This window comes from Serratia proteamaculans, from assembly GCF_946227095.1.
Classification (GTDB): domain Bacteria; phylum Pseudomonadota; class Gammaproteobacteria; order Enterobacterales; family Enterobacteriaceae; genus Serratia; species Serratia proteamaculans_E.
Genome location: NZ_CAMISV010000015.1, coordinates 54,332 through 74,725 on the forward strand (window position 1 = coordinate 54,332; position 20,394 = coordinate 74,725).

The window sequence follows — 20,394 nt, forward strand, 5'->3', positions numbered from 1 at the left end:
CAAAAAACCAATGTATATCAGGCTGATAGTTGTTCGTCAGCTATTGCTGGTCCGATTCCGATAGGTCGTCTTGTTCTTGGCCCAACAGCGCCAATTCCAACAATGCATAGCGGTGCTCAACGAAGTTATGAACGTTGTTAGCAACCGTCAGTTTGAACAGCGCCGAAGCGGTGTCCTTGTCCCCCAGACTCAGGTAGTGTTTACCCAAATAGAAGTCAGTTTCACTGAGATGCTCAGCGAGCGAAGTGTTATCCGTTGCATCTGCCTTGAGCCTTTCCATCAGCGTTTTTTCACTGATGTTGCCCAGGTAGAATTCGACAATATTCCATCCCCATTGCCCTCGGTTCGCTTTGTCATAACGCTGCTGGAGCGCTACGTCAGCCTTCTTGGGATCGATTTCTCTTTCCACAAGATACAGCCACAACGAACGGAAGGGATCGTTTGGGTCGTCTTGATAAAACGCCTGCAGATCATCCTGCGCCAACGGGAAGCGGCCGCCATAATAAAGAGCGATGCCCCGGTTTAAACGCGCGTAATTGTAAGTTGGATCAAGCTCTAGTACAGAATCAAACGCTTCATAGGCAGCATCAAAATTGCCTGCCTGCGTTAAGTAAATGCCCAGGTAGTTGAAAACTTCTGGCATATCAGGACGTATCGCCAGCGCTTGCGAGAAATCATTGCGCGCCAGTGCACGTAGCCCGAGGCTATCATACAGTACACCGCGTTCATATAAAAGCTGCGCACGCTCATCGTCCGTCAGTGCCCGGCTGGCAAGTATTTGTTCCATGCGCGCCAGGATCACTTCCTGCTGCAGTGTTGGCTGCAACGGGATCGCCAAAACTTCGTCTTTACGCCAATCATGGTTGCTGCATCCTGCCAGCATGAGTGCTGTCGCAACGTAACACCAGCGCAAGAAAGGCTTCATTTCCCACTCCCGAAGACAAACATTGGATGAACATCCTTTCATCCGTTTGCTAATACGCAGGCATCCTACCCGCGCGATACGAACAGCTCCCAACCCCATGGCGGGGAGCTGTAAATCTATCTATACAGTTATTCTGCTTCAGGCGCAGGTGAACCTGCTTCTGGTGCTGTCGCTTCTTTGATGCTCAGACGCACACGGCCCTGACGGTCAACTTCCAGTACCTTAACCGGTACTTCCTGACCCATCTGCAGATAGTCGGTCACTTTCTCAACGCGCTTGTCAGCGATTTGAGAGATGTGCACCAGACCTTCTTTACCGCCGCCGATCGCCACGAATGCGCCGAAATCAACGATACGGGTAACTTTACCCTGGTAAATACGGCCCACTTCGATCTCGGCAGTGATCTCTTCGATGCGGCGGATAGCGAATTTCGCTTTCTCACCGTCGGTAGCAGCAATTTTAACTGTACCATCATCTTCGATTTCGATAGTAGTGCCGGTCTCTTCAGTCAGCGCACGGATGACAGAACCGCCTTTACCAATCACGTCTTTGATCTTGTCCGGGTTGATTCGGATAGTGTGAATACGTGGTGCAAACTGAGAGATATCGCCACGCGGGGTGCTGATAGCCTGTTCCATCACGCCCAGGATATGCAAACGCGCGCCCTTGGCCTGGTTCAGTGCAACCTGCATGATCTCGCGGGTGATGCCTTCAATTTTAATGTCCATCTGCAGCGCGGTAATACCGTCACGGCTACCGGCCACTTTGAAGTCCATGTCGCCCAGGTGATCTTCGTCACCCAGAATGTCAGACAGAACAACAAAGTTATCTTGTTCTTTCACCAGGCCCATTGCGATACCGGCAACGGCAGCTTTGATTGGCACACCTGCATCCATCAGCGCCAGAGAAGCACCACAGACGGAAGCCATGGAAGAAGAACCGTTGGATTCGGTGATTTCAGAAACCACACGCACCGTGTACGGGAAATCTTCTGGTTTAGGCATCATAGCCAATACGCCACGTTTTGCCAGGCGACCGTGACCAATTTCACGACGTTTTGGTGAACCTACCATCCCAGTCTCACCAACGGAGTACGGAGGGAAGTTGTAGTGGAACAGGAAGCTGTCGGTTTTTTCGCCCATCAGCTCATCCAGGTTCTGCGCGTCACGGGCGGTGCCCAGTGTTGCGGTAACCAGTGCCTGAGTTTCACCACGGGTGAACAGTGCGGAACCGTGGGTACGCGGCAGCACGCCGGTGCGCACGTCCAGACCACGGATCATGTCTTTCTCACGGCCGTCGATACGCGGCTCGCCACGCAGTACGCGGCTACGAACGACGTTTTTCTCAACGCTACCCAGGATGTCCTGAATTTCAGACGCGTCCAGAGTTTCGTCCTGTGCCAGCAAGGTTTCAACAACGCTGCTCTTGATCGCATTTACCTGAGCATAACGCTCTTGTTTTTCGGTGATGTGATAAGCGTCGCCCAGGCGGCCTTCTGCCAGTTCTGCAACGCGCGCGTGCAGCGCTTCGTTGACTGCAGGTGCCTGCCAGTCCCACTTGGCTTTGCCAGCTTCGGCAACCAGGGAGTTAATGTTCTCGATAACGATTTGCTGTTGCTCGTGGCCAAAGACCACCGCGCCCAGCATCTGATCTTCGCTCAGAACGTCAGCTTCGGATTCAACCATCAGTACTGCGCCAGCGGTACCGGCAACCACCAGATCCAGGCTGCTTTCTTTCAGCTCGTCGCTGGTTGGGTTCAACACGTATTGATTGTTGATGTAACCCACGCGCGCAGAACCGATTGGGCCATTGAACGGAATACCGGACAGGCTCAGGGCTGCAGAGGCGCCGATCATCGCAACGATGTCCGGGTTAACCTGCGGGTTAAGGGAAACTACGGTCGCGATCACCTGAACTTCGTTCAGGAAGCTGTCCGGGAACAGTGGACGGATCGGACGGTCAATCAGACGAGAGGTCAGGGTTTCACCTTCGCTCGGACGGCCTTCACGACGGAAGAAGCTACCCGGGATACGACCAGCAGCGTAGGTACGCTCCTGATAGTTAACCGTCAGTGGGAAGAAGCTCTGGCCTGGTTTGGCTTTTTTCTGGCCAACTACGGTAACGAATACGGCGGTGTCATCCATGCTCACCATAACGGCGGCAGTGGCCTGACGAGCCATCATACCGGTCTCAATAGTGAGTGTATGCTGGCCATACTGGAATTTGCGAATGATCGGTGTCAGCAAAATTATATCCTTAGATTAGGCGCGCAATCGTATTGACGACTCGACACGCCAGTGACTCGGTTTGCCTTCTCACTACATCCTCGCGACTAATGACAATCCTTATCTCAAGCCTGAGACAAAGCCTCTCATTAGCCGCGCGAACCTCTGTAACGGAAGATCCTGTTTGGAAACATCAGTAATACATTAACCTGATTTGCTTATGCTTCCTAGAAGAAAGGGGCCAAAATAGGCCCCTTTCCACTGAAACTCGCTTGATTAGCGACGCAGACCCAGACGCTCGATCAGGCTGGTATAACGTGCTACATCTTTACGCTTCAGGTAATCCAGCAGCTTACGACGCTGAGAAACCATACGCAGCAGACCACGACGGCTGTGGTGATCTTTTTTGTGCTCTGAGAAGTGGCCTTGCAGATGGTTGATCTGCGCAGTCAACAGGGCAACCTGAACTTCGGAAGAACCGCTGTCGTTAGTACCACGACCGAAATCAGCTACGATTTTAGCTTTAGCTTCAACACTTAGAGACATTGTCATACTCCAGATTATAGATAATAAATACAGGCGCCGATCTCTAATTCAGCAACCCAATGCATAAGCTGCGCCATTCTACTCTTAGCGCAGTGCGATCGCAAGACAGTGCGTTTTCTGCCCTTAGTCGAAATATTCAACTACCAGGCGGCGCGGCGCCACACGACCGTCATCGGCAATATCACCCACGCCGATAAATTTACGCTCTTCACCTTCGGTGATACGCACCATGCCCGAGGCCGGTGCGCCGGCAACCTGAACCGGTTGTCCCTGCTTCACGTAACCCGCGACAACGGGCAGCAGATTCACTTCCGGGTAGTTTTCCACCGGGCTGTCCATTGGCATCAACAGCGGATCGAGCAGCTCGGCCGGGGCGACTTCCTGCCGATGGGCCTGCTCCAGCAATTCATTCAACTGCTCCAGCGTGACCATGCGCTCGGTCGGGTAGGTCGCTACCTGCAGACGACGCAGGTAGATCACGTGCGCACCGCAACCCAGCAACTCACCGAGGTCATCGGTGATGGTGCGGATGTAAGTGCCTTTCGAACAGTGAATTTCCAGCTCCAGCTCATCCCCTTCCCAGCGAATAAACTGCAGTTCGTAAACGGTAATGCTGCGCGCTTCACGCGGTACTTCGATACCCTGGCGAGCATACTCGTAGAGTTTCTTGCCCTGGTACTTCAGCGCCGAGTACATCGAAGGCACTTGCTTGATATCGCCACGGAAACTGTCCAGCGCCACATCGAGCTGCGCCTGGGTGAAATTCACCGGTCGCTCCTGCACTATCTGGCCGTCAGCATCCGAGGTGTCGGTACGCTGGCCAAGTCGGGCAATCACGCGATAGCGTTTGTCGGAATCGAGCAGGAACTGTGAAAACTTGGTCGCCTCACCGAGGCAAATCGGCAGCATGCCGGTCGCCAGCGGGTCGAGCGCGCCGGTGTGGCCAGCGCGATTGGCGTTATAGAGGCGTTTTACTTTTTGCAGGGCGTCGTTGGACGACAGGCCCTGCGGTTTGTCCAGCAACAGGACACCGTGGATATCACGGCCGCGGCGACGAGGGCGACTCATTAAGCCTCCTCGTCATCGCCTGATGCGGAACGGCGTTCGGCGTCATTCTTCACTACGTTGGTCACCAGGTTGGACATGCGCATGCCTTCAACCAGAGAGTTATCGTAAGCGAAGGTCAGCTCAGGTACTACGCGCAGGCGCATGGCTTTACCCAGCAGCGTGCGGATGTAGCCTGAAGCGTCTTCCAGCGCTTTAATGCCCTTAGGCACCAGATCCGGATCGGCGTTTTCGGTCAACACGTTCAGGAAGGTGACATAAACTTTGGCGTAGGCCAAATCACGAGAAACTTCTACACCAGAAACGGTAGCCATGCCGACACGCGGGTCTTTGACTTCACGCTGCAAAATGATAGCAATCTCTTTTTGCATCTCTTGTGCCACGCGCTGACCGCGGCTGAATTCTTTTGCCATTTTGTGGATTCTCCAGACAAATCGGGGGGCACAAGGCCCCCCAGAACAGACTTAAGCAGATGTGCTAGCGTTAAGCGATGGTGCGTTGGATCTCGATGATTTCGAATACTTCGATCATGTCGCCGACGCGCACGTCGTTGTAGTTCTTAACACCGATACCACATTCCATGCCGTTACGGACTTCGTTAACGTCATCTTTGAAGCGGCGCAGGGATTCCAGCTCGCCTTCATAGATAACCACGTTGTCGCGCAGAACGCGGATTGGGTTGTGACGTTTGATATTACCTTCGGTAACCATACAACCTGCAATGGCACCGAATTTAGGCGATTTGAACACGTCACGCACGGCGGCCAGGCCGATAATCTGCTGCTTGTATTCAGGCGCCAACATACCGCTCATCGCCTGCTTCACTTCGTCGATCAGGTTATAGATCACGGAGTAGTAACGCAGATCCAGGCTTTCTGCTTCAATCACGCGGCGCGCAGAAGCGTCGGCACGGACGTTGAAGCCCAGGATGATAGCGTTGGAAGCCGCTGCCAGCGTGGCGTCGGTTTCGGTGATACCACCTACGCCAGAGCCAACAATCTTCACTTTCACTTCGTCGGTAGAGAGTTTCAGCAGTGATTCGCAAATCGCTTCACAAGAACCCTGTACGTCGGATTTCAGTACGATGTTCAGCTCAGAAACTTCACCGTCGGTCATGTTCGCAAACATGTTTTCCAGTTTGGATTTCTGCTGACGCGCCAGTTTAACTTCGCGGAACTTGCCTTGACGGTACAGCGCAACTTCACGCGCTTTCTTCTCGTCACGCACTACAGTCACTTCATCACCGGCAGCAGGAACGCTGGACAAGCCCAGGATCTCAACCGGAATAGAAGGACCTGCTGAGGTCACTTCGTGACCCAGTTCGTCACGCATCGCACGCACACGGCCGTATTCGAAGCCACACAGAACGATATCGCCTTTATTCAGCGTACCTTCCTGTACCAGCACGGTAGCAACCGGGCCACGACCTTTATCCAGGAAGGACTCGATAACTACGCCGCTAGCCATGCCGCTGCGTACCGCTTTCAGTTCGAGAACTTCAGAACGCAACAGGATAGCTTCCAGCAGTTCGTCGATACCGGTACCGGCTTTCGCAGATACGTGAACGAACTGAGCTTCGCCGCCCCATTCTTCTGGCATAACGCCGTACTGGGACAGTTCCTGTTTAACGCGATCCGGATCGGCTTCCGGCTTGTCAATTTTGTTTACTGCAACCACCAAAGGTACCTTCGCTGCTTGCGCATGCTGGATAGCTTCGATGGTTTGCGGCATCACGCCGTCGTCGGCAGCAACAACCAGAACAACGATGTCTGTCGCCTGAGCACCACGAGCACGCATTGAAGTAAAGGCTGCGTGGCCTGGGGTATCCAGGAAGGTGATCATGCCGTTTTCGGTTTCTACGTGGTAAGCACCGATATGCTGGGTAATACCACCGGCCTCGCCTGCTGCCACTTTAGTGGAGCGGATGTAGTCCAGCAGAGAAGTTTTACCGTGGTCAACGTGGCCCATGATGGTCACAACTGGCGCACGTGGCTCAGCCGCAGCACCGGTATCACGGTCGCTCATCAGCGCTTCTTCCAGCTCGTTCTCACGACGCAGGATAACTTTGTGGCCCATATCTTCGGCAACCAGCTGCGCGGTTTCCTGATCGATAACCTGGTTGATGGTGGCCATTGCGCCCATCTTCATCATCGCTTTGATGACCTGAGAGCCTTTAACCGCCATCTTGTTAGCCAGTTCGGCTACGGTAATGGTTTCGCCGATCACAACGTCACGGTTAACCACCTGAGCCGGCTTGTTGAAGCCTTGCTGCAGAGTGCTTGGCTTACGCTTGCCTTTACCACCACGGGTAACTGCGCGCGCTTCTTCACGGTCTGCTTTAGACTCGGAAAGTTTGTTGCCTTTCTTCTGCTTGGTCGCTTTACCGCCACGAGTGCGGGCGCGGCGTTCGCCTTCAACTTTAGCATCGTTTTCGTCTTCGGCAGCACGGGCGTGCTGGGAAGTGGTTACATGATAATCGGCAGTTTCAACCGCTGCGCTGGCTTTCTCAGCAGCAGCCCATTCTTCGCCTTTCTCTTCGGCCATGCGGCGCGCTTCTTCCGCTACGCGTTTGGCGTCTTCTTCAACCTTGCGCCCAACTTCCTCTTCCGCTTTACGTTTCAGTTCTGCGGCTTCGGCTTCACGGCGTGCTTTTTCTGCCTGTGCTGGCTTGGTCATTTCGTCGGTATGTTGATTCGTCACTTTTTCTTTTTCCGCTGAATTACGCTTAGCGATCTCCGCGGCCTCACGTTTGGCTTGCTCTTCGGCTGCGCGCTTTGCTTCTGCTTCGCGTTTCGCTAGCTCTTCTGCTGCGCGCTGTGCCTGCTCTTCCGCTTCACGCTGTGCCTGCTCTGCCGCTTCAGCCTGTTGGGCTTCTGGCGTATCGCGATTTACATAAGTGCGTTTCTTGCGGACCTCAATTTGCACCGATTTACTTTTACCGCCGGTGCTCGGAATATTCAAGGTGCTGCGCGTTTTGCGCTGCAACGTGAGCTTACCCGGCGCGCTACCGTGTTCACGGTTCAAGTGCGCCAGTAAGGCTTCTTTCTCATGTTGGGTTACAGAGTCGCTCTCCGACTTGTTAATCCCTGCATCAGCAAACTGCTGTACCAGGCGATCAACTGGAGTTTGGATCTCTGCTGCCAGCGATTTTACGGTTACATCTGTCGTCATGCTGTTCCTTCCTGCTACAGTTTATTACGCGTTGTCGCCAAACCAACAGATATTACGTGCGGCCATAATCAGCTCGCCGGCTTGCTCATCGCTAAGCCCTTCAATATCAGCCAGATCGTCAACACCCTGCTCGGCAAGATCTTCCAGCGTACAAACCCCACGCGCGGCCAGTTTAAAGGCCATGCTGCGCTCAAGACCCGACAGGTTGAGCAAATCGTCAGCAGGTTTTTGGTCGCCCAGGCTTTCTTCTTGTGCCAGGGCCAGCGTGGTCAATGCAGCTTTGGCGCGATCGCGCAACGCTTCAACCATATCTTCATCCAGACCGTCGATTTCCAGCAGCTCTTTGATTGGCACGTAAGCCAACTCTTCCAGAGTAGAGAAGCCTTCTTCAACCAGTACGGTGGCGAAATCTTCGTCAATATCAAGATGTTTGGTGAAGGTATCAATGGCGGCATGAGCTTCGGCCTGGTGCTTGGCCTGCAGATCGTCCGCCGTCATCACGTTCAGTTCCCAACGGTCATCGTCACGATGTTGTTTTAACAGCTGGGATGCCAAACGCACGTTTTGGCCATTACGGCCGATCGCCTGTGCCAGATTGCTGGCTTCAACGGCGATATCCATAGTGCAATTATCTTCATCAACCACGATCGAGGCAACATCTGCCGGCGCCATGGCGTTGATGACGAACTGCGCAGGGTTATCATCCCACAGGATGATGTCGATACGTTCACCGCCGAGCTCGCTCGAAACAGCCTGAACGCGCGCACCGCGCATACCTACACAAGCGCCGACTGGGTCGATGCGTTTGTCGTTGGTTTTCACTGCAATTTTCGCACGGGAGCCAGGATCGCGGGCTGCCGCTTTAATTTCAATCACTTCTTCGCCGATTTCCGGTACTTCGATGCGGAACAGCTCTTTCAGCATCTCGGCGCTGGAGCGGCTGACAAACAGCTGCGCACCACGGGCTTCAGGACGAACGGCGTACAGGATACCGCGGATGCGGTCGCCCGGACGGAAGTTTTCGCGTGGCAGCATGTCTTCACGGCCAATCACCGCTTCGGCGTTGCTACCCAGATCCAGCGCAATGCTGTCACGGTTAACTTTCTTCACCACGCCGGTGACGATTTCACCTTCGTGCTGACGGAAGGCATCAACCACCATGGCGCGCTCGGCTTCACGGACTTTCTGTACGATAACCTGTTTCGCGGTCTGAGTGGTGATACGGTCGAAGGTGACAGATTCAATCTGATCTTCGATGTAACCGCCCAGTTCCATGCCTGGCTCTTCATACTGTGCAGCTTCCAGCGTGATTTCACGCGTTGGCTGAGTCACTTCATCTACAGCAACCCAACGACGGAAGGTATCGAAATCGCCCGTTTTGCGGTCAATGCTGACGCGAACTTCGATTTCCTGCTCGTATTTTTTCTTGGTGGCGGTGGCTAATGCGGTTTCCAGCGCTTCGAAAATCTTCTCACGCGGAAGGGATTTTTCATTGGAAACAGCTTCAACAACAGCCAGAATCTCTTTATTCATCCTAGTTGCCTCATCCAAACTTTAAAAGTGGGGTACCAGGTTCGCTTTCTGGATGTTGCTCAGCGCGAACACTTCATCTTTCCCTTCCACAGTAACCGTGATCATCTCGCCATCGACAGACTTAATAATGCCCTGCCATTTGCGACGGTTCTGTACGGCCATGCGCAGGACCAGGCTGACTTCGTCACCGAGGAAACGAGTATAGTGCTCGGCGGTGAACATCGGGCGATCAAGGCCAGGAGAGGAGACTTCCAAGTTGTAAGCCACTGTGATTGGCTCTTCGACGTCCAATACAGCGCTGACCTGGTGGCTGACATCAGCACAATCGTCAACATTGATGCCGTTTTCACTATCAATATAGATACGGAGCGTCGATTGGCGCGCACGAATAAATTCGATGCCTACAAGTTCAAAGCCCAACGCTTCTACCGGTGCCGAAAGCATCTCTGTTAATTTTTGCTCTAATGTGGACAAGCCCACCCCCAAGACATAAAAAAAGGGCCTAATAGCCCAGTGATTCTGTTGCCAAATAACAAAAAACCCCGAAAATTCGGGGCTTTATGCAACTGGACCCTGTTTGCCGCTAAGCGGCTTCGGTGCAACTTTCTAGCAAGTGTCATTTTCAAATGTTGATCGAGAAAAGCGGAATTCAATCGAAAAGTGTATTTGAAAATAAACACTTAAAGGAAAGTGGTTGCGGGGGCCGGATTTGAACCGACGACCTTCGGGTTATGAGCCCGACGAGCTACCAGGCTGCTCCACCCCGCGTCCGAAAACGTGGCAAATATTACGCCGATAATCGCAAAATAGCAAGTTATCTCTGGGATTTGGTACCGAGGATGGGACTCGAACCCACAAGCCCGTTAGGGCACTACCACCTCAAGGTAGCGTGTCTACCAATTCCACCACCTCGGTACTGATTCTTACTGCTAACGGCTGTTATTTATATCGAGGTAACAACAACCGTTTTCAAACTCTGTTACTGCCTGGCGCTTACTGCGGGATATCGCTGCTCGGCTTGGTTGGTGCTGCCGGCGCGGTAGTCTGCTCAGATTTCACTGGCTGACCCAGATTTTCCCACTCGCTGCCTTTTTTGGTCTGGTTGGTGCTCAGGTTGCCCAGGATCAGACTGATGACGAAGAACAACGTCGCCAGCACAGCCGTCATGCGGGTCATGAAGTTGCCGGAACCACTCGAACCGAACAATGTGCCAGACGCACCTGCTCCGAATGAGGCTCCCATATCAGCGCCTTTACCTTGCTGCAGCATAATCAGAGCTACCAGCCCGATTGAGATCAGCAGGAAAATTACCAGAAGAGCTTCGTACATAGTTGTACCCGTATCCTTGCGGCTTCACCGCGTGCCAAATGCTTCACACCCCATAGGCTTCTTTTCTAACAAGAAGTCGCAGGCGTTATATCAAACTGCCCACTGAAGCGGGTGTGAATACTAACCAAAGGCGCTAAGCCACGCAAGGGCAATTTGCAGCCACCGGCGCGTTTGCGGAAAAAAACACCAATAAAATTCGCAGGCTGTGATTTTCGGGGGCAATGACCGCCCCCGAACTCATCAACGTTCAATTAACCCGCAGATTTCACCGCATCGGCGATGCGATGCGCCAGCGCAGTCACCTGCTGCTCATCCTCACCTTCAACCATTACGCGGATCAGAGGTTCGGTGCCGGATTTGCGCAGCAGGACACGGCCGCGACCGGCCAACTCAACTTCAACCTGCTCGGTAACTTTACGCACTTCTTCGGACTCCAGCGGGTTGTGCTCGCCGACAAAGCGCACGTTGACCAGAATTTGCGGCAGCAATTTCATGCCGCTGCACAGATCATGCAGACTCATACTGTTGCGAACAATCGCGGTCAGCACCTGCAGACCGGCGACAATACCGTCACCCGTGGTGGTTTTGTCCAGCAGGATCACGTGGCCGGAGTTTTCCGCACCGATGCGCCACCCCAGTTCTTGCAGCTTCTCCAGTACGTAGCGGTCACCGACTTTCGCGCGTGCAAAGGGAATGCCCAGCTGCTTGAGCGCCAGCTCCAGCCCCATGTTGCTCATCAGCGTACCAACCGCACCACCGCGCAACTGGCCCTGACGCAGCCCTTCGCGAGCAATGATATACAGGATTTGGTCACCATCGACCTTGTTGCCAAGGTGATCAACCATCATCACGCGGTCGCCATCACCGTCAAATGCCAGGCCGACATGGGCTTTTTCCTGCAGCACGCGCTCCTGCAATTGACGAACGTCGGTCGCGCCGCACTTCTCATTGATATTCATGCCGTCTGGCTCAACGCCGATGGCAATCACCGTGGCGCCCAACTCGCGCAGCACGCTTGGTGCAATGTGATAGGTCGCGCCATTGGCGCAGTCCACCACGATTTTCAGGCCTTTCAGGCTCAGCTCGCTCGGGAAGGTGCCTTTACAAAATTCAATATAGCGGCCGGCAGCGTCGATGATACGGCTGGCCTTGCCCAATTCTGAGGATTCCACGCAGGTCAGCGGCTTTTCCATTTCGGCTTCAATGGCTTCTTCAACATGGTCCGGCAACTTGGCCCCATCAATCGAGAAGAATTTAATGCCGTTGTCATAAAACGGGTTATGCGATGCCGAGATCACAATGCCAGCTTCAGCACGGAAGGTGCGCGTCAGATACGCCACCGCCGGCGTCGGCATCGGGCCGGTGAACGAGGCAGACAACCCCGCAGCGGCAAGCCCGGCTTCCAGCGCCGACTCCAGCATATAGCCAGAGATGCGGGTGTCTTTGCCGATAATAATTTTACGAGACCCGTGACGTGCCAATACCTTACCCGCCGCCCAGCCAAGCTTTAGAACGAACTCAGGGGTAATAGGACTATCACCGACCTTGCCACGAATGCCGTCGGTACCAAAATATTTGCGCTCGCTCATGTCTCTATCATCCCTTAGCTGAAAGTGTTGCCTCGACGACACGCATCGCCTCGACGGTTTCTTTAACGTCATGCACTCTGACAATCTGTGCGCCCTGCATGGCGGCGATCACCGCACAGGCCACGCTGCCGATGACCCGCTGCTCAGGGGGCACATTCAGCAGTTGTCCAATCATCGACTTACGTGACATCCCCACCAACAACGGCAGGCCGAAGTGATGAAACTCTGACAATCTGGCCAGAAGCTGATAATTGTGCGCTAAATTCTTACCGAAACCGAATCCAGGGTCGAGCAGCAATTTCTGATTTGTAATCCCGGCGGCGTTACAGCGTTCAATATGCCGTTGGAAAAAGGCGTTTACGTCACCAATAAGGTCGTCATAGTGCGGCGCCTGCTGCATGGTTCGCGGTTCACCCTGCATATGCATCAGGCATACCGGTAGCCCAGTTTCTGCAGCTGCGGCCAGCGCACCCGGTTCCTGCAGCGAGCGAACGTCGTTGATCAAATGCGCCCCCGCCTGGGCCGATTCACGGATCACCCCGGCTTTCGAGGTATCCACCGAGATAAAGACCTCAAAACGCCGGGCTATCGCTTCCACCACGGGCACTACGCGTGCGATCTCTTCCTCCTCACTGACCTCTGCCGCTCCCGGTCTGGTCGACTCGCCACCCACATCAATCATGGTCGCACCGGCCGAAATCAGTGCATGGGCATGCAACAACGCCTGATTTAGCTGGTTGTGTTGGCCGCCGTCAGAAAAAGAATCCGGGGTTACGTTGAGGATCCCCATCACCCGTGGATGGGAAAGATCGAAAGTCGTGTCTCGCACGGTTAACTGCATTACTAATCCACCTTACTGTTGCCTGGTTCACTGCCCGCCGGACAATAAAAAACCCCGGCATGCCGGGGTTCGATGTTATTACACAGCCAAAGTTACTTGTCTAGCTGTTCAGACATGGTATTGCCTGGGTTTGGCGTGCGTGGCTCATCTACCGGCGTTGGGGCTTTTGGTGTGCCACCATTGTCGGAGTTGCTGCCTTTGCTCGCATCGTCCCAACCCGCTGGCGGACGCACGTCTTTGCGGTTCATCAGATCGTCGATCTGTGGCGCATCGATGGTTTCATACTTCATCAGCGCATCCTTCATTGAATGCAGGATGTCCATGTTTTCCATCAACAACGCACGCGCACGAATGTAGTTGCGTTCGATCAGGGATTTAACTTCCTGGTCGATGATGCGCGCGGTTTCGTCCGACATGTGTTTCGCCTTGGCCACGGAACGGCCCAGGAACACTTCGCCCTCTTCTTCCGCATACAGCAGTGGCCCCAGCTTCTCGGAGAAGCCCCATTGGGTCACCATGTTGCGGGCAATCGAGGTCGCCACTTTAATGTCGTTCGACGCACCGGTAGAGACTTTCTCTGGCCCGTAAATGATCTCTTCAGCCAGACGACCACCGTACAGAGTAGAGATTTGGCTCTCCAGCTTCTGACGGCTGGCGCTGATTGCATCGCCTTCCGGCAGGAAGAAGGTGACACCCAACGCGCGGCCACGAGGAATAATCGTTACCTTGTGCACCGGGTCGTGCTCAGGAACCAGACGGCCGATAATGGCGTGGCCTGCTTCGTGATACGCGGTCGACTCTTTCTGCGCTTCGGTCATCACCATGGAGCGACGTTCCGCACCCATCATGATCTTGTCTTTGGCTTTTTCGAACTCAACCATCGACACGACGCGTTTGTTGCCGCGAGCGGCAAACAACGCTGCTTCGTTGACCAGGTTAGCCAGGTCAGCACCGGAGAAGCCCGGAGTACCGCGTGCCAGTACTGAAGCATCAACATCTGGCGCCAAAGGCACGCGACGGGAATGCACTTTCAGGATCTGTTCACGGCCACGTACGTCTGGCAGACCAACGACAACCTGACGGTCGAAACGACCTGGACGCAGCAATGCCGGGTCAAGCACGTCTGGACGGTTGGTCGCGGCGATGACGATAATGCCTTCATTGCCTTCGAAGCCGTCCATCTCAACCAGCATCTGGTTCAGCGTTTGCTCACGTTCATCGTGACCGCCACCCAGACCGGCGCCACGCTGGCGACCGACGGCGTCGATTTCATCGATAAAGATGATGCACGGAGCCGCTTTCTTGGCCTGTTCGAACATGTCACGCACACGAGAGGCACCGACACCCACAAACATTTCCACAAAATCGGAACCGGAAATGGTGAAGAACGGCACTTTTGCCTCGCCGGCGATCGCTTTCGCCAACAGCGTTTTACCGGTCCCTGGAGGGCCAACCATCAGCACGCCTTTAGGGATCTTGCCGCCCAGCTTCTGGAAACGGCTCGGCTCGCGCAGGTATTCCACCAGTTCGCTCACTTCGTCTTTTGCTTCGTCGCAACCAGCAACGTCAGCAAAAGTGGTTTTGATCTGGTCTTCCGTCAGCATGCGGGCCTTGCTCTTGCCGAAGGACATCGCGCCCTTACCGCCGCCGCCCTGCATTTGCCGCATAAAGAAGATCCAAACCCCGATCAGCAACAGCATTGGGAACCACGAAATAAAGATAGAAGCCAGCAAACTCGGCTCTTCAGGCGGTTCACCAACAACTTTCACATTCTTGGTTAACAACGTATCCAGCAATTTAGGATCGTTGACGGGGATGTAGGTCGTGTATTTGTTACTGTCTTTCTTGGTAACGTTAATTTCACGTCCGTTGATTCGCGCTTCGCGAACCTGGTCCTGGGTCAGCTCGGACATGAAGGTAGAGTAATCCACCCTACGGCCATTCGACTCGCTGGGCCCAAAGCTCTGGAATACAGACATCAACACTACCGCGATGACTAACCAGAGAATTAGGTTTTTCGCCATGTCACTCAAGGGATTAACCTCATATTACAACTGTGTTAACAAACAGCGTTAGGGTACTACAGCTTGCGCCCTGTCGCTACAATGTACACTTCGCGCGAACGTGCGCGGGAAGCGTCTGGCTTACGAATCTTAACCTTCGTAAACAGGGAGCGAATTTCCCGTAGGTACTCGTCAAAACCATCTCCCTGGAACACCTTCACCAGGAAACTTCCGCCTGGTGCGAGGACATCACGACACATTCCCAGTGCTAATTCCACCAGATACATCGATCTTGGAATATCGACGGCCGGAGTGCCACTCATATTCGGGGCCATGTCAGACATAACCACCTGAACCTTGCTTTCACCTACACGTTCCAACAGAGCCTTGAGCACCAGTTCATCACGAAAATCGCCCTGAAGGAAATCGACGCCAACGATAGGATCCATTGGTAAAATATCACAGGCGATGATACGGCCGGAACCGCCGATCTGGGTCACGACATATTGCGACCAACCACCCGGTGCCGCACCCAAGTCCACTACGGTCATGCCGGGTTTAAACAGTTTGTCACTCTGCTGTATTTCATCAAGTTTAAACCAGGCGCGCGAACGCAGCCCTTTTTTCTGCGCCTGTTGAACATATTTATCGCTAAAGTGTTCTTGTAACCAGCGACTGGAGCTAGCAGAACGCTTTTTATTAGCCATCTCGTTTTCCAACTATCATAAAAAGAGTCTTAATGTCAGGTTCGCTGCTCATGTAGACTCACACCGGTGAAGACCGATTTGGTGATATACATGAGATGGCGGTAGAATGTACCGTTTTCAATCCCAACTTAAGCAAAAAAGACAATGAATCTGAATAATAAACAAAAACAGCACCTGAAAGGCTTGGCGCATCCGTTAAAACCGGTTGTCATGCTGGGTAATAACGGTCTCACCGAAGGGGTGCTGGCTGAAATTGAACAGGCTCTGGAGCATCATGAGCTGATCAAGGTAAAAATCGCTGCTGAAGATCGCGAGACCAAAACCCTGATCGCCGACGCTATCGTGCGTGAAACGGGTGCCTGCAACGTGCAAGTCATCGGTAGTACGCTTATTCTTTACCGCCCGTCGAAAGAGCGCAAGATCAGTCTACCGCGTTAATAAGCATTGGGTTAACGAAAAGGTGCCATGCACCTGATTCAGATAAAAGGCCGCGTGCGGCCTTTTTCCTTTCTTTACAAAACCCTGGCGATTTTCTGAACGAATGCAGAGCAATCAGAGATAATCAACCTTCAAGATCTCATAATCGACATCGCCACCCGGGGTTTTTATCACTACCACGTCATCAACTTCTTTACCGATCAAACCGCGCGCCATCGGTGAATTCACCGAAATCAGATTTTTCTTGAAATCGGCTTCGTCGTCGCCAACGATGCGGTAGGTCACTTCTTCTTCGCTATCCAGGTTCATCACCGATACGGTGGAGCCAAAAATCACGCGGCCATTGTTTGGCATCTTGGTGATATCGATCACCTGCGCGTTGGACAACTTGGCTTCAATTTCCTGGATACGCCCTTCGCAAAAACCCTGCTGCTCACGAGCGGCATGGTACTCTGCGTTTTCTTTCAAATCGCCGTGTTCACGGGCGTCAGCGATGTCCGCAATGATTTTCGGACGACGCACACCTTTCAAAAAATCGAGTTCTTCGCGCAGTTTCTCAGCGCCAAACAAGGTCATCGGAATCTGTTTCATAATGTAAATACCTCTAAATCTTTCCTGTTCAAATAACCGTCATCCTGACGTGTTCGAATGAAAAAACGGTGGGTGCATGCCCCCCGCCTCCAGGCGACAAACAAAAGAAGCCTGACTCGGAACGGTTGCCCAAGTCAGGATCGATTTTGCATTTTGATACGCATTTTAGCGTAGAGTTCCTTGAGGGTCATCGTTTACTTTTTCCCTGAATGCACCGTAGTATGACGGCACGTTATCCAGCTGTTATCCCGAGATTATGCGTTTTTCACGAATTGTCAGTGCATTGGCTTGCGCATTTGTTCTAAATGCGAATGCGGCCCCGGTTGAAGATTACACACAATATTTGCCTGATGGGGCCAACCTTGCCCTGGTAGTTCAGAAGATCGGCGCAGACGCACCGACCATCGATTATCACTCTCAGCAAATGGCGTTGCCGGCCAGTACCCAGAAAGTGCTGACCGCGCTGGCTGCTTTATTGCAGCTCGGCCCCGACTATCGCTTCACGACCACGCTGGAAAGCCAGGGTGATATCAGTGACGGCGTGCTGCGCGGCAACCTGATTGCCCGCTTCAGCGGCGATCCAACCTTTAAGCGCCAGAGCCTGCGCAACATGGTGGCGATCCTGAAAAAACAGGGCGTACGCCAGATTACCGGCGATGTGCTGGTCGATACTTCGGTATTCGCCAGCCATGATAAAGCCCCAGGTTGGCCGTGGAACGACCTGACTCAGTGCTTCAGCGCCCCACCGGCGGCGGCGATAGTCGATCGCAACTGCTTCTCGGTGTCGCTGTACAGCGCGCCAAATCCGGGCGACATGGCCTTTATTCGCGTGGCCTCCTATTACCCGGTCAATATGTTCAGCCAGGTACGTACGCTGGCGAAAGGTTCCGCAGACGCCCAGTATTGTGAGCTGGATGTGGTACCGGGCGAGTTGAATCGCTTTACCCTGACCGGCTGTCTGACCCAACGTAGCGATCCGCTGCCGCTGGCCTTTGCCATTCAGGATGGTGCCAGCTATGCCGGCGCTATTTTAAAAGATGAGCTGAAACAGGCCGGTATTCAGATCGACGGCCACTTGAAGCGTCAGACCCAACCGGGCCTGAAGGGAACGGTGATCGCACAGACTCAATCCGCGCCGCTGCACGAGTTGCTGAAGATCATGCTGAAGAAATCGGACAACATGATCGCCGATACCGTATTCCGCACGATCGGTCATGAACGTTTCGGCGTTCCAGGCACCTGGCGAGCCGGTGCCGACGCGGTGCGTCAGGTCCTTCGTCAGAAAGCCGGGGTTAATTTGGGCAACAGCATCGTAGTGGATGGCTCAGGCCTGTCACGCCACAACTTGCTGGCCCCGGCAACCATGATGCAGGCGTTGCAGTACATCGCGCAGCATGACAGTGAACTGAACTTTATTTCAATGCTACCTTTGTCCGGCTACGACGGAACCCTGCGTTACCGTGGCGGTCTGCATGAAGCCGGTGTTGACGGCAAGGTTTCTGCCAAAACCGGCGCGCTGCAAGGCGTGTATAACCTGGCCGGTTTTATCACCACTGCCAGCGGTCAGCGTTTTGCCTTCGTACAGTATCTGTCGGGCTATGCCGTGCCGCCGGAAGACCAGAAGCAGCGCCGCGCTCCATTGGTGCGTTTCGAAAGCCGCCTGTACCGAGATATTTATCAGAATAACTGAGGGTTGTGATGAAACTGCTGATTGTTGAAGACGATGAGCTCCTGCAACAAGGCCTGGCACTGGCATTAGCCGGGGAAGGCTATGCCTGTGACTGTGCCGCCACGGCGGCGGAGGCCAGTGCTCTGCTCCTCACCAGTCAGTACAGTATGATTATCCTCGATCTGGGCCTGCCCGACATGGACGGCGCCAGCCTGCTTCGGCAGTGGCGCCGACAGCAAGTCGAATTGCCGGTACTGATTCTAACGGCACGTGATGCACTGGAAGACCGTGTCGACGGGCTGGATGCCGGCGCCGACGATTACCTGGTGAAACCCTTCGCGTTAGTTGAGCTACAGGCGCGCGTGCGTGCTCTGATCCGCCGCTACCAGGGTCACAGTGACAATCTCATGCAGTTGGACGATCTCCAGCTCAATCTCTCCAGCCAGCAGGTTTATGTCCAACAGCAGCCGGTCGAAGTCACCCCTAAAGAATTCGCCATCTTGTCACGCCTGATGATGCGTGCCGGACAAACGGTCAATCGTGAGCTGCTGCAACAAGATCTTTATACCTGGCAGGATGATTTGGGCTCTAACACGCTGGAAGTGCATATCCATAACCTGCGCCGCAAATTGGGTAAGGATCGCATCCGTACCGTTCGCGGTATCGGCTATCGCCTGGAATCCTCATCATGATCAGCATGCGCCGTCGTCTGTTGTTGATGCTGGCGCTGATCCTGTTGGTCACCCAGCTTATCAGTGCCTTTTGGCTGTGGCATGAAAGCCAGGAGCAAATCAGCTTCCTGGTGGATGAAACCCTGTCGGCCAAGGTTCGTACCGAACGTGTCGATACGGAAATCGCCGAAGCGATCGCCTCATTGCTCGCGCCTTCACTGATCATGATGATCGTTACATTGCTTGCCTCATTTTGGGCCATCAGCTGGATTATCCGGCCGCTCAATCAACTGCAACAGCGGCTGGAAAAACGTTCTGCAGATAACCTGACGCCGCTGCCGCTCAACAGTGACAGCCTGGAAATAATGGCGGTTACCACCACACTCAACCAATTATTCTCACGGCTGGATAACACCATCCAGCAGGAACGACTGTTTACCGCCGACGCCGCCCATGAGCTGCGCACGCCGCTGGCGGGGATCCGCCTGCATCTGGAGTTAATGGAAAAACAGGGGATCCCGCAAAGCGGACCGCTGATTACCCGCATTGACCAACTGATGCACACCGTTGAACAATTGTTGATGCTTGCACGCGCCGGGCAAGATTTTGCCAGTGGCCATTATCAACGCTTCGATTGGGTGAGCGACGTTATTCAACCGCTGCGGGAAGAACTCGAGGAGTTGGCAGCACAACGCGGACAAAGTTTGCAATGGCAGCTTCCGGCCACAGCTCCGGTGCATGGTGACCCGGTGCTGTTACGTCTGCTACTGCGCAACCTGGTTGAGAATGCCCATCGTTATAGCCCCGAGGGCAGCAGGATCCAGGTGCAGCTTTCCCCGCAGGATAGCGGTTATCGGCTACAGGTGATCGATGAAGGGCCAGGCGTCAAAGAAAAAATGGTGGGCGAGCTTACCCAGGCCTTCCGCCGTATGGATCAGCGCTATGGCGGCAGTGGGCTGGGGTTGAACATCGTGACCCGCATTGTGCAGCTGCATCAGGGACGTTTAACGCTGGAAAACCGCCAGGATACCCACGGGCTCAATGCTCAATGCTGGCTGCCGGAAAACGTACTGAAATAAAAAAGGGCCCAG

General features: G+C 53.9%; 18 protein-coding genes and 2 tRNA genes. 4 read left to right on the forward strand and 16 right to left on the reverse strand.

All coding sequences use genetic code 11. From position 1 onward, the window contains the following. Nucleotides 1-40 precede the first annotated feature (40 nt). From nlpI to rlmE, 15 genes are all read right to left on the reverse strand, one after another. Nucleotides 41-925: a lipoprotein NlpI gene (gene nlpI / locus OC597_RS22940; RefSeq protein WP_012004952.1), complete on the reverse strand. Its 885-nt coding sequence runs from the start codon at nt 923-925 to the stop codon at nt 41-43. A gap of 128 nt (nt 926-1,053) precedes the next feature. Then, nucleotides 1,054-3,171: a polyribonucleotide nucleotidyltransferase gene (gene pnp / locus OC597_RS22945; protein ID WP_085119483.1), complete on the reverse strand. Its 2,118-nt coding sequence runs from the start codon at nt 3,169-3,171 to the stop codon at nt 1,054-1,056. A gap of 255 nt (nt 3,172-3,426) precedes the next feature. After that, entirely contained in the window at nt 3,427-3,696 is a 270-nt protein-coding gene (gene rpsO, locus OC597_RS22950) for a 30S ribosomal protein S15 (RefSeq protein ID WP_012004950.1), read from the reverse strand. Between the two features lie 123 nt (nt 3,697-3,819). Next, nucleotides 3,820-4,764 (reverse strand): tRNA pseudouridine(55) synthase TruB, encoded by a 945-nt coding sequence (gene truB / locus OC597_RS22955; RefSeq protein ID WP_129935225.1) that lies wholly within the window; start codon nt 4,762-4,764, stop codon nt 3,820-3,822. Then, nucleotides 4,764-5,174, reverse strand: a complete 411-nt coding sequence (gene rbfA, locus OC597_RS22960) for a 30S ribosome-binding factor RbfA (protein ID WP_085119479.1) — start codon at nt 5,172-5,174, stop codon at nt 4,764-4,766. The genes truB and rbfA overlap by 1 nt, the downstream gene beginning before the upstream one ends. 70 nt (nt 5,175-5,244) lie before the next feature. After that, nucleotides 5,245-7,932, reverse strand: a complete 2,688-nt coding sequence (gene infB, locus OC597_RS22965) for a translation initiation factor IF-2 (RefSeq protein ID WP_207978098.1) — start codon at nt 7,930-7,932, stop codon at nt 5,245-5,247. A 24-nt stretch (nt 7,933-7,956) separates the two neighbouring features. Further along, nucleotides 7,957-9,465, reverse strand: a complete 1,509-nt coding sequence (nusA, locus tag OC597_RS22970; RefSeq protein WP_085119476.1) for a transcription termination factor NusA — start codon at nt 9,463-9,465, stop codon at nt 7,957-7,959. Between the two features lie 21 nt (nt 9,466-9,486). Next, complete coding sequence (rimP, locus tag OC597_RS22975; protein ID WP_071827073.1) at nt 9,487-9,939, reverse strand: ribosome maturation factor RimP; 453 nt, start codon at nt 9,937-9,939, stop codon at nt 9,487-9,489. A 217-nt stretch (nt 9,940-10,156) separates the two neighbouring features. Then, a tRNA-Met gene (locus OC597_RS22980) sits at nt 10,157-10,233 on the reverse strand. Nucleotides 10,234-10,293: 60 nt separating this feature from the next. Further along, nucleotides 10,294-10,380 (reverse strand) — tRNA-Leu (locus tag OC597_RS22985). Nucleotides 10,381-10,458: 78 nt separating this feature from the next. Continuing rightward, entirely contained in the window at nt 10,459-10,794 is a 336-nt protein-coding gene (gene secG, locus OC597_RS22990; RefSeq protein WP_012004944.1) for a preprotein translocase subunit SecG, read from the reverse strand. A 251-nt stretch (nt 10,795-11,045) separates the two neighbouring features. Then, nucleotides 11,046-12,383 carry a phosphoglucosamine mutase gene (gene glmM, locus OC597_RS22995; protein ID WP_261463158.1) on the reverse strand — a complete coding sequence of 446 codons (1,338 nt, stop codon included), beginning with the start codon at nt 12,381-12,383 and terminating at the stop codon, nt 11,046-11,048. 7 nt (nt 12,384-12,390) lie between these two features. Then, entirely contained in the window at nt 12,391-13,224 is an 834-nt protein-coding gene (gene folP, locus OC597_RS23000; protein ID WP_261463157.1) for a dihydropteroate synthase, read from the reverse strand. A gap of 92 nt (nt 13,225-13,316) precedes the next feature. After that, nucleotides 13,317-15,248, reverse strand: coding sequence for an ATP-dependent zinc metalloprotease FtsH (gene ftsH, locus OC597_RS23005; RefSeq protein WP_085119471.1), 1,932 nt, complete (start codon nt 15,246-15,248; stop codon nt 13,317-13,319). A gap of 56 nt (nt 15,249-15,304) precedes the next feature. Beyond that, complete coding sequence (rlmE, locus tag OC597_RS23010) at nt 15,305-15,934, reverse strand: 23S rRNA (uridine(2552)-2'-O)-methyltransferase RlmE (protein ID WP_012004940.1); 630 nt, start codon at nt 15,932-15,934, stop codon at nt 15,305-15,307. A 144-nt stretch (nt 15,935-16,078) separates the two neighbouring features. On the opposite strand from rlmE, the gene yhbY reads away from it, so the two are divergent. Continuing rightward, nucleotides 16,079-16,372 (forward strand): ribosome assembly RNA-binding protein YhbY, encoded by a 294-nt coding sequence (gene yhbY / locus OC597_RS23015; protein ID WP_004933536.1) that lies wholly within the window; start codon nt 16,079-16,081, stop codon nt 16,370-16,372. Between the two features lie 114 nt (nt 16,373-16,486). Here yhbY and greA read toward each other — a convergent pair whose 3' ends face one another. After that, the gene (gene greA / locus OC597_RS23020; protein ID WP_085119470.1) at nt 16,487-16,963 is read right to left on the reverse strand and encodes a transcription elongation factor GreA; all 477 of its coding nucleotides are present in this window, start codon (nt 16,961-16,963) and stop codon (nt 16,487-16,489) included. 256 nt (nt 16,964-17,219) lie between these two features. Between greA and dacB the strand changes: the two genes are divergently transcribed. The 3 genes from dacB to pmrB are packed head-to-tail and all read left to right on the forward strand — an operon-like array spanning nt 17,220 to nt 20,382. Beyond that, entirely contained in the window at nt 17,220-18,653 is a 1,434-nt protein-coding gene (gene dacB / locus OC597_RS23025; protein WP_262210628.1) for a serine-type D-Ala-D-Ala carboxypeptidase, read from the forward strand. Nucleotides 18,654-18,661: 8 nt separating this feature from the next. Further along, complete coding sequence (gene pmrA, locus OC597_RS23030; protein WP_099064532.1) at nt 18,662-19,324, forward strand: two-component system response regulator PmrA; 663 nt, start codon at nt 18,662-18,664, stop codon at nt 19,322-19,324. Further along, entirely contained in the window at nt 19,321-20,382 is a 1,062-nt protein-coding gene (gene pmrB / locus OC597_RS23035; RefSeq protein WP_261256910.1) for a two-component system sensor histidine kinase PmrB, read from the forward strand. Before pmrA ends, pmrB begins: the two co-directional genes overlap by 4 nt. The last annotated feature ends 12 nt before the right edge of the window (nt 20,383-20,394 follow it).

Coding starts and splice junctions, on each gene's coding strand:
- rpsO (WP_012004950.1), bottom strand. CDS start 3,696: ATGTCTCTAAGTGTTGAAGCTAAAGCTAAAATCGTAGCTGATTTCGGT.
- rlmE (WP_012004940.1), bottom strand. CDS start 15,934: ATGGCTAATAAAAAGCGTTCTGCTAGCTCCAGTCGCTGGTTACAAGAA.
- rbfA (WP_085119479.1), bottom strand. CDS start 5,174: ATGGCAAAAGAATTCAGCCGCGGTCAGCGCGTGGCACAAGAGATGCAA.
- greA (WP_085119470.1), bottom strand. CDS start 16,963: ATGAAACAGATTCCGATGACCTTGTTTGGCGCTGAGAAACTGCGCGAA.
- folP (WP_261463157.1), bottom strand. CDS start 13,224: ATGCAGTTAACCGTGCGAGACACGACTTTCGATCTTTCCCATCCACGG.
- secG (WP_012004944.1), bottom strand. CDS start 10,794: ATGTACGAAGCTCTTCTGGTAATTTTCCTGCTGATCTCAATCGGGCTG.
- pmrA (WP_099064532.1), top strand. CDS start 18,662: ATGAAACTGCTGATTGTTGAAGACGATGAGCTCCTGCAACAAGGCCTG.
- nlpI (WP_012004952.1), bottom strand. CDS start 925: ATGAAGCCTTTCTTGCGCTGGTGTTACGTTGCGACAGCACTCATGCTG.
- infB (WP_207978098.1), bottom strand. CDS start 7,932: ATGACGACAGATGTAACCGTAAAATCGCTGGCAGCAGAGATCCAAACT.
- glmM (WP_261463158.1), bottom strand. CDS start 12,383: ATGAGCGAGCGCAAATATTTTGGTACCGACGGCATTCGTGGCAAGGTC.
- yhbY (WP_004933536.1), top strand. CDS start 16,079: ATGAATCTGAATAATAAACAAAAACAGCACCTGAAAGGCTTGGCGCAT.
- nusA (WP_085119476.1), bottom strand. CDS start 9,465: ATGAATAAAGAGATTCTGGCTGTTGTTGAAGCTGTTTCCAATGAAAAA.
- dacB (WP_262210628.1), top strand. CDS start 17,220: ATGCGTTTTTCACGAATTGTCAGTGCATTGGCTTGCGCATTTGTTCTA.
- truB (WP_129935225.1), bottom strand. CDS start 4,764: ATGAGTCGCCCTCGTCGCCGCGGCCGTGATATCCACGGTGTCCTGTTG.
- pmrB (WP_261256910.1), top strand. CDS start 19,321: ATGATCAGCATGCGCCGTCGTCTGTTGTTGATGCTGGCGCTGATCCTG.
- ftsH (WP_085119471.1), bottom strand. CDS start 15,248: ATGGCGAAAAACCTAATTCTCTGGTTAGTCATCGCGGTAGTGTTGATG.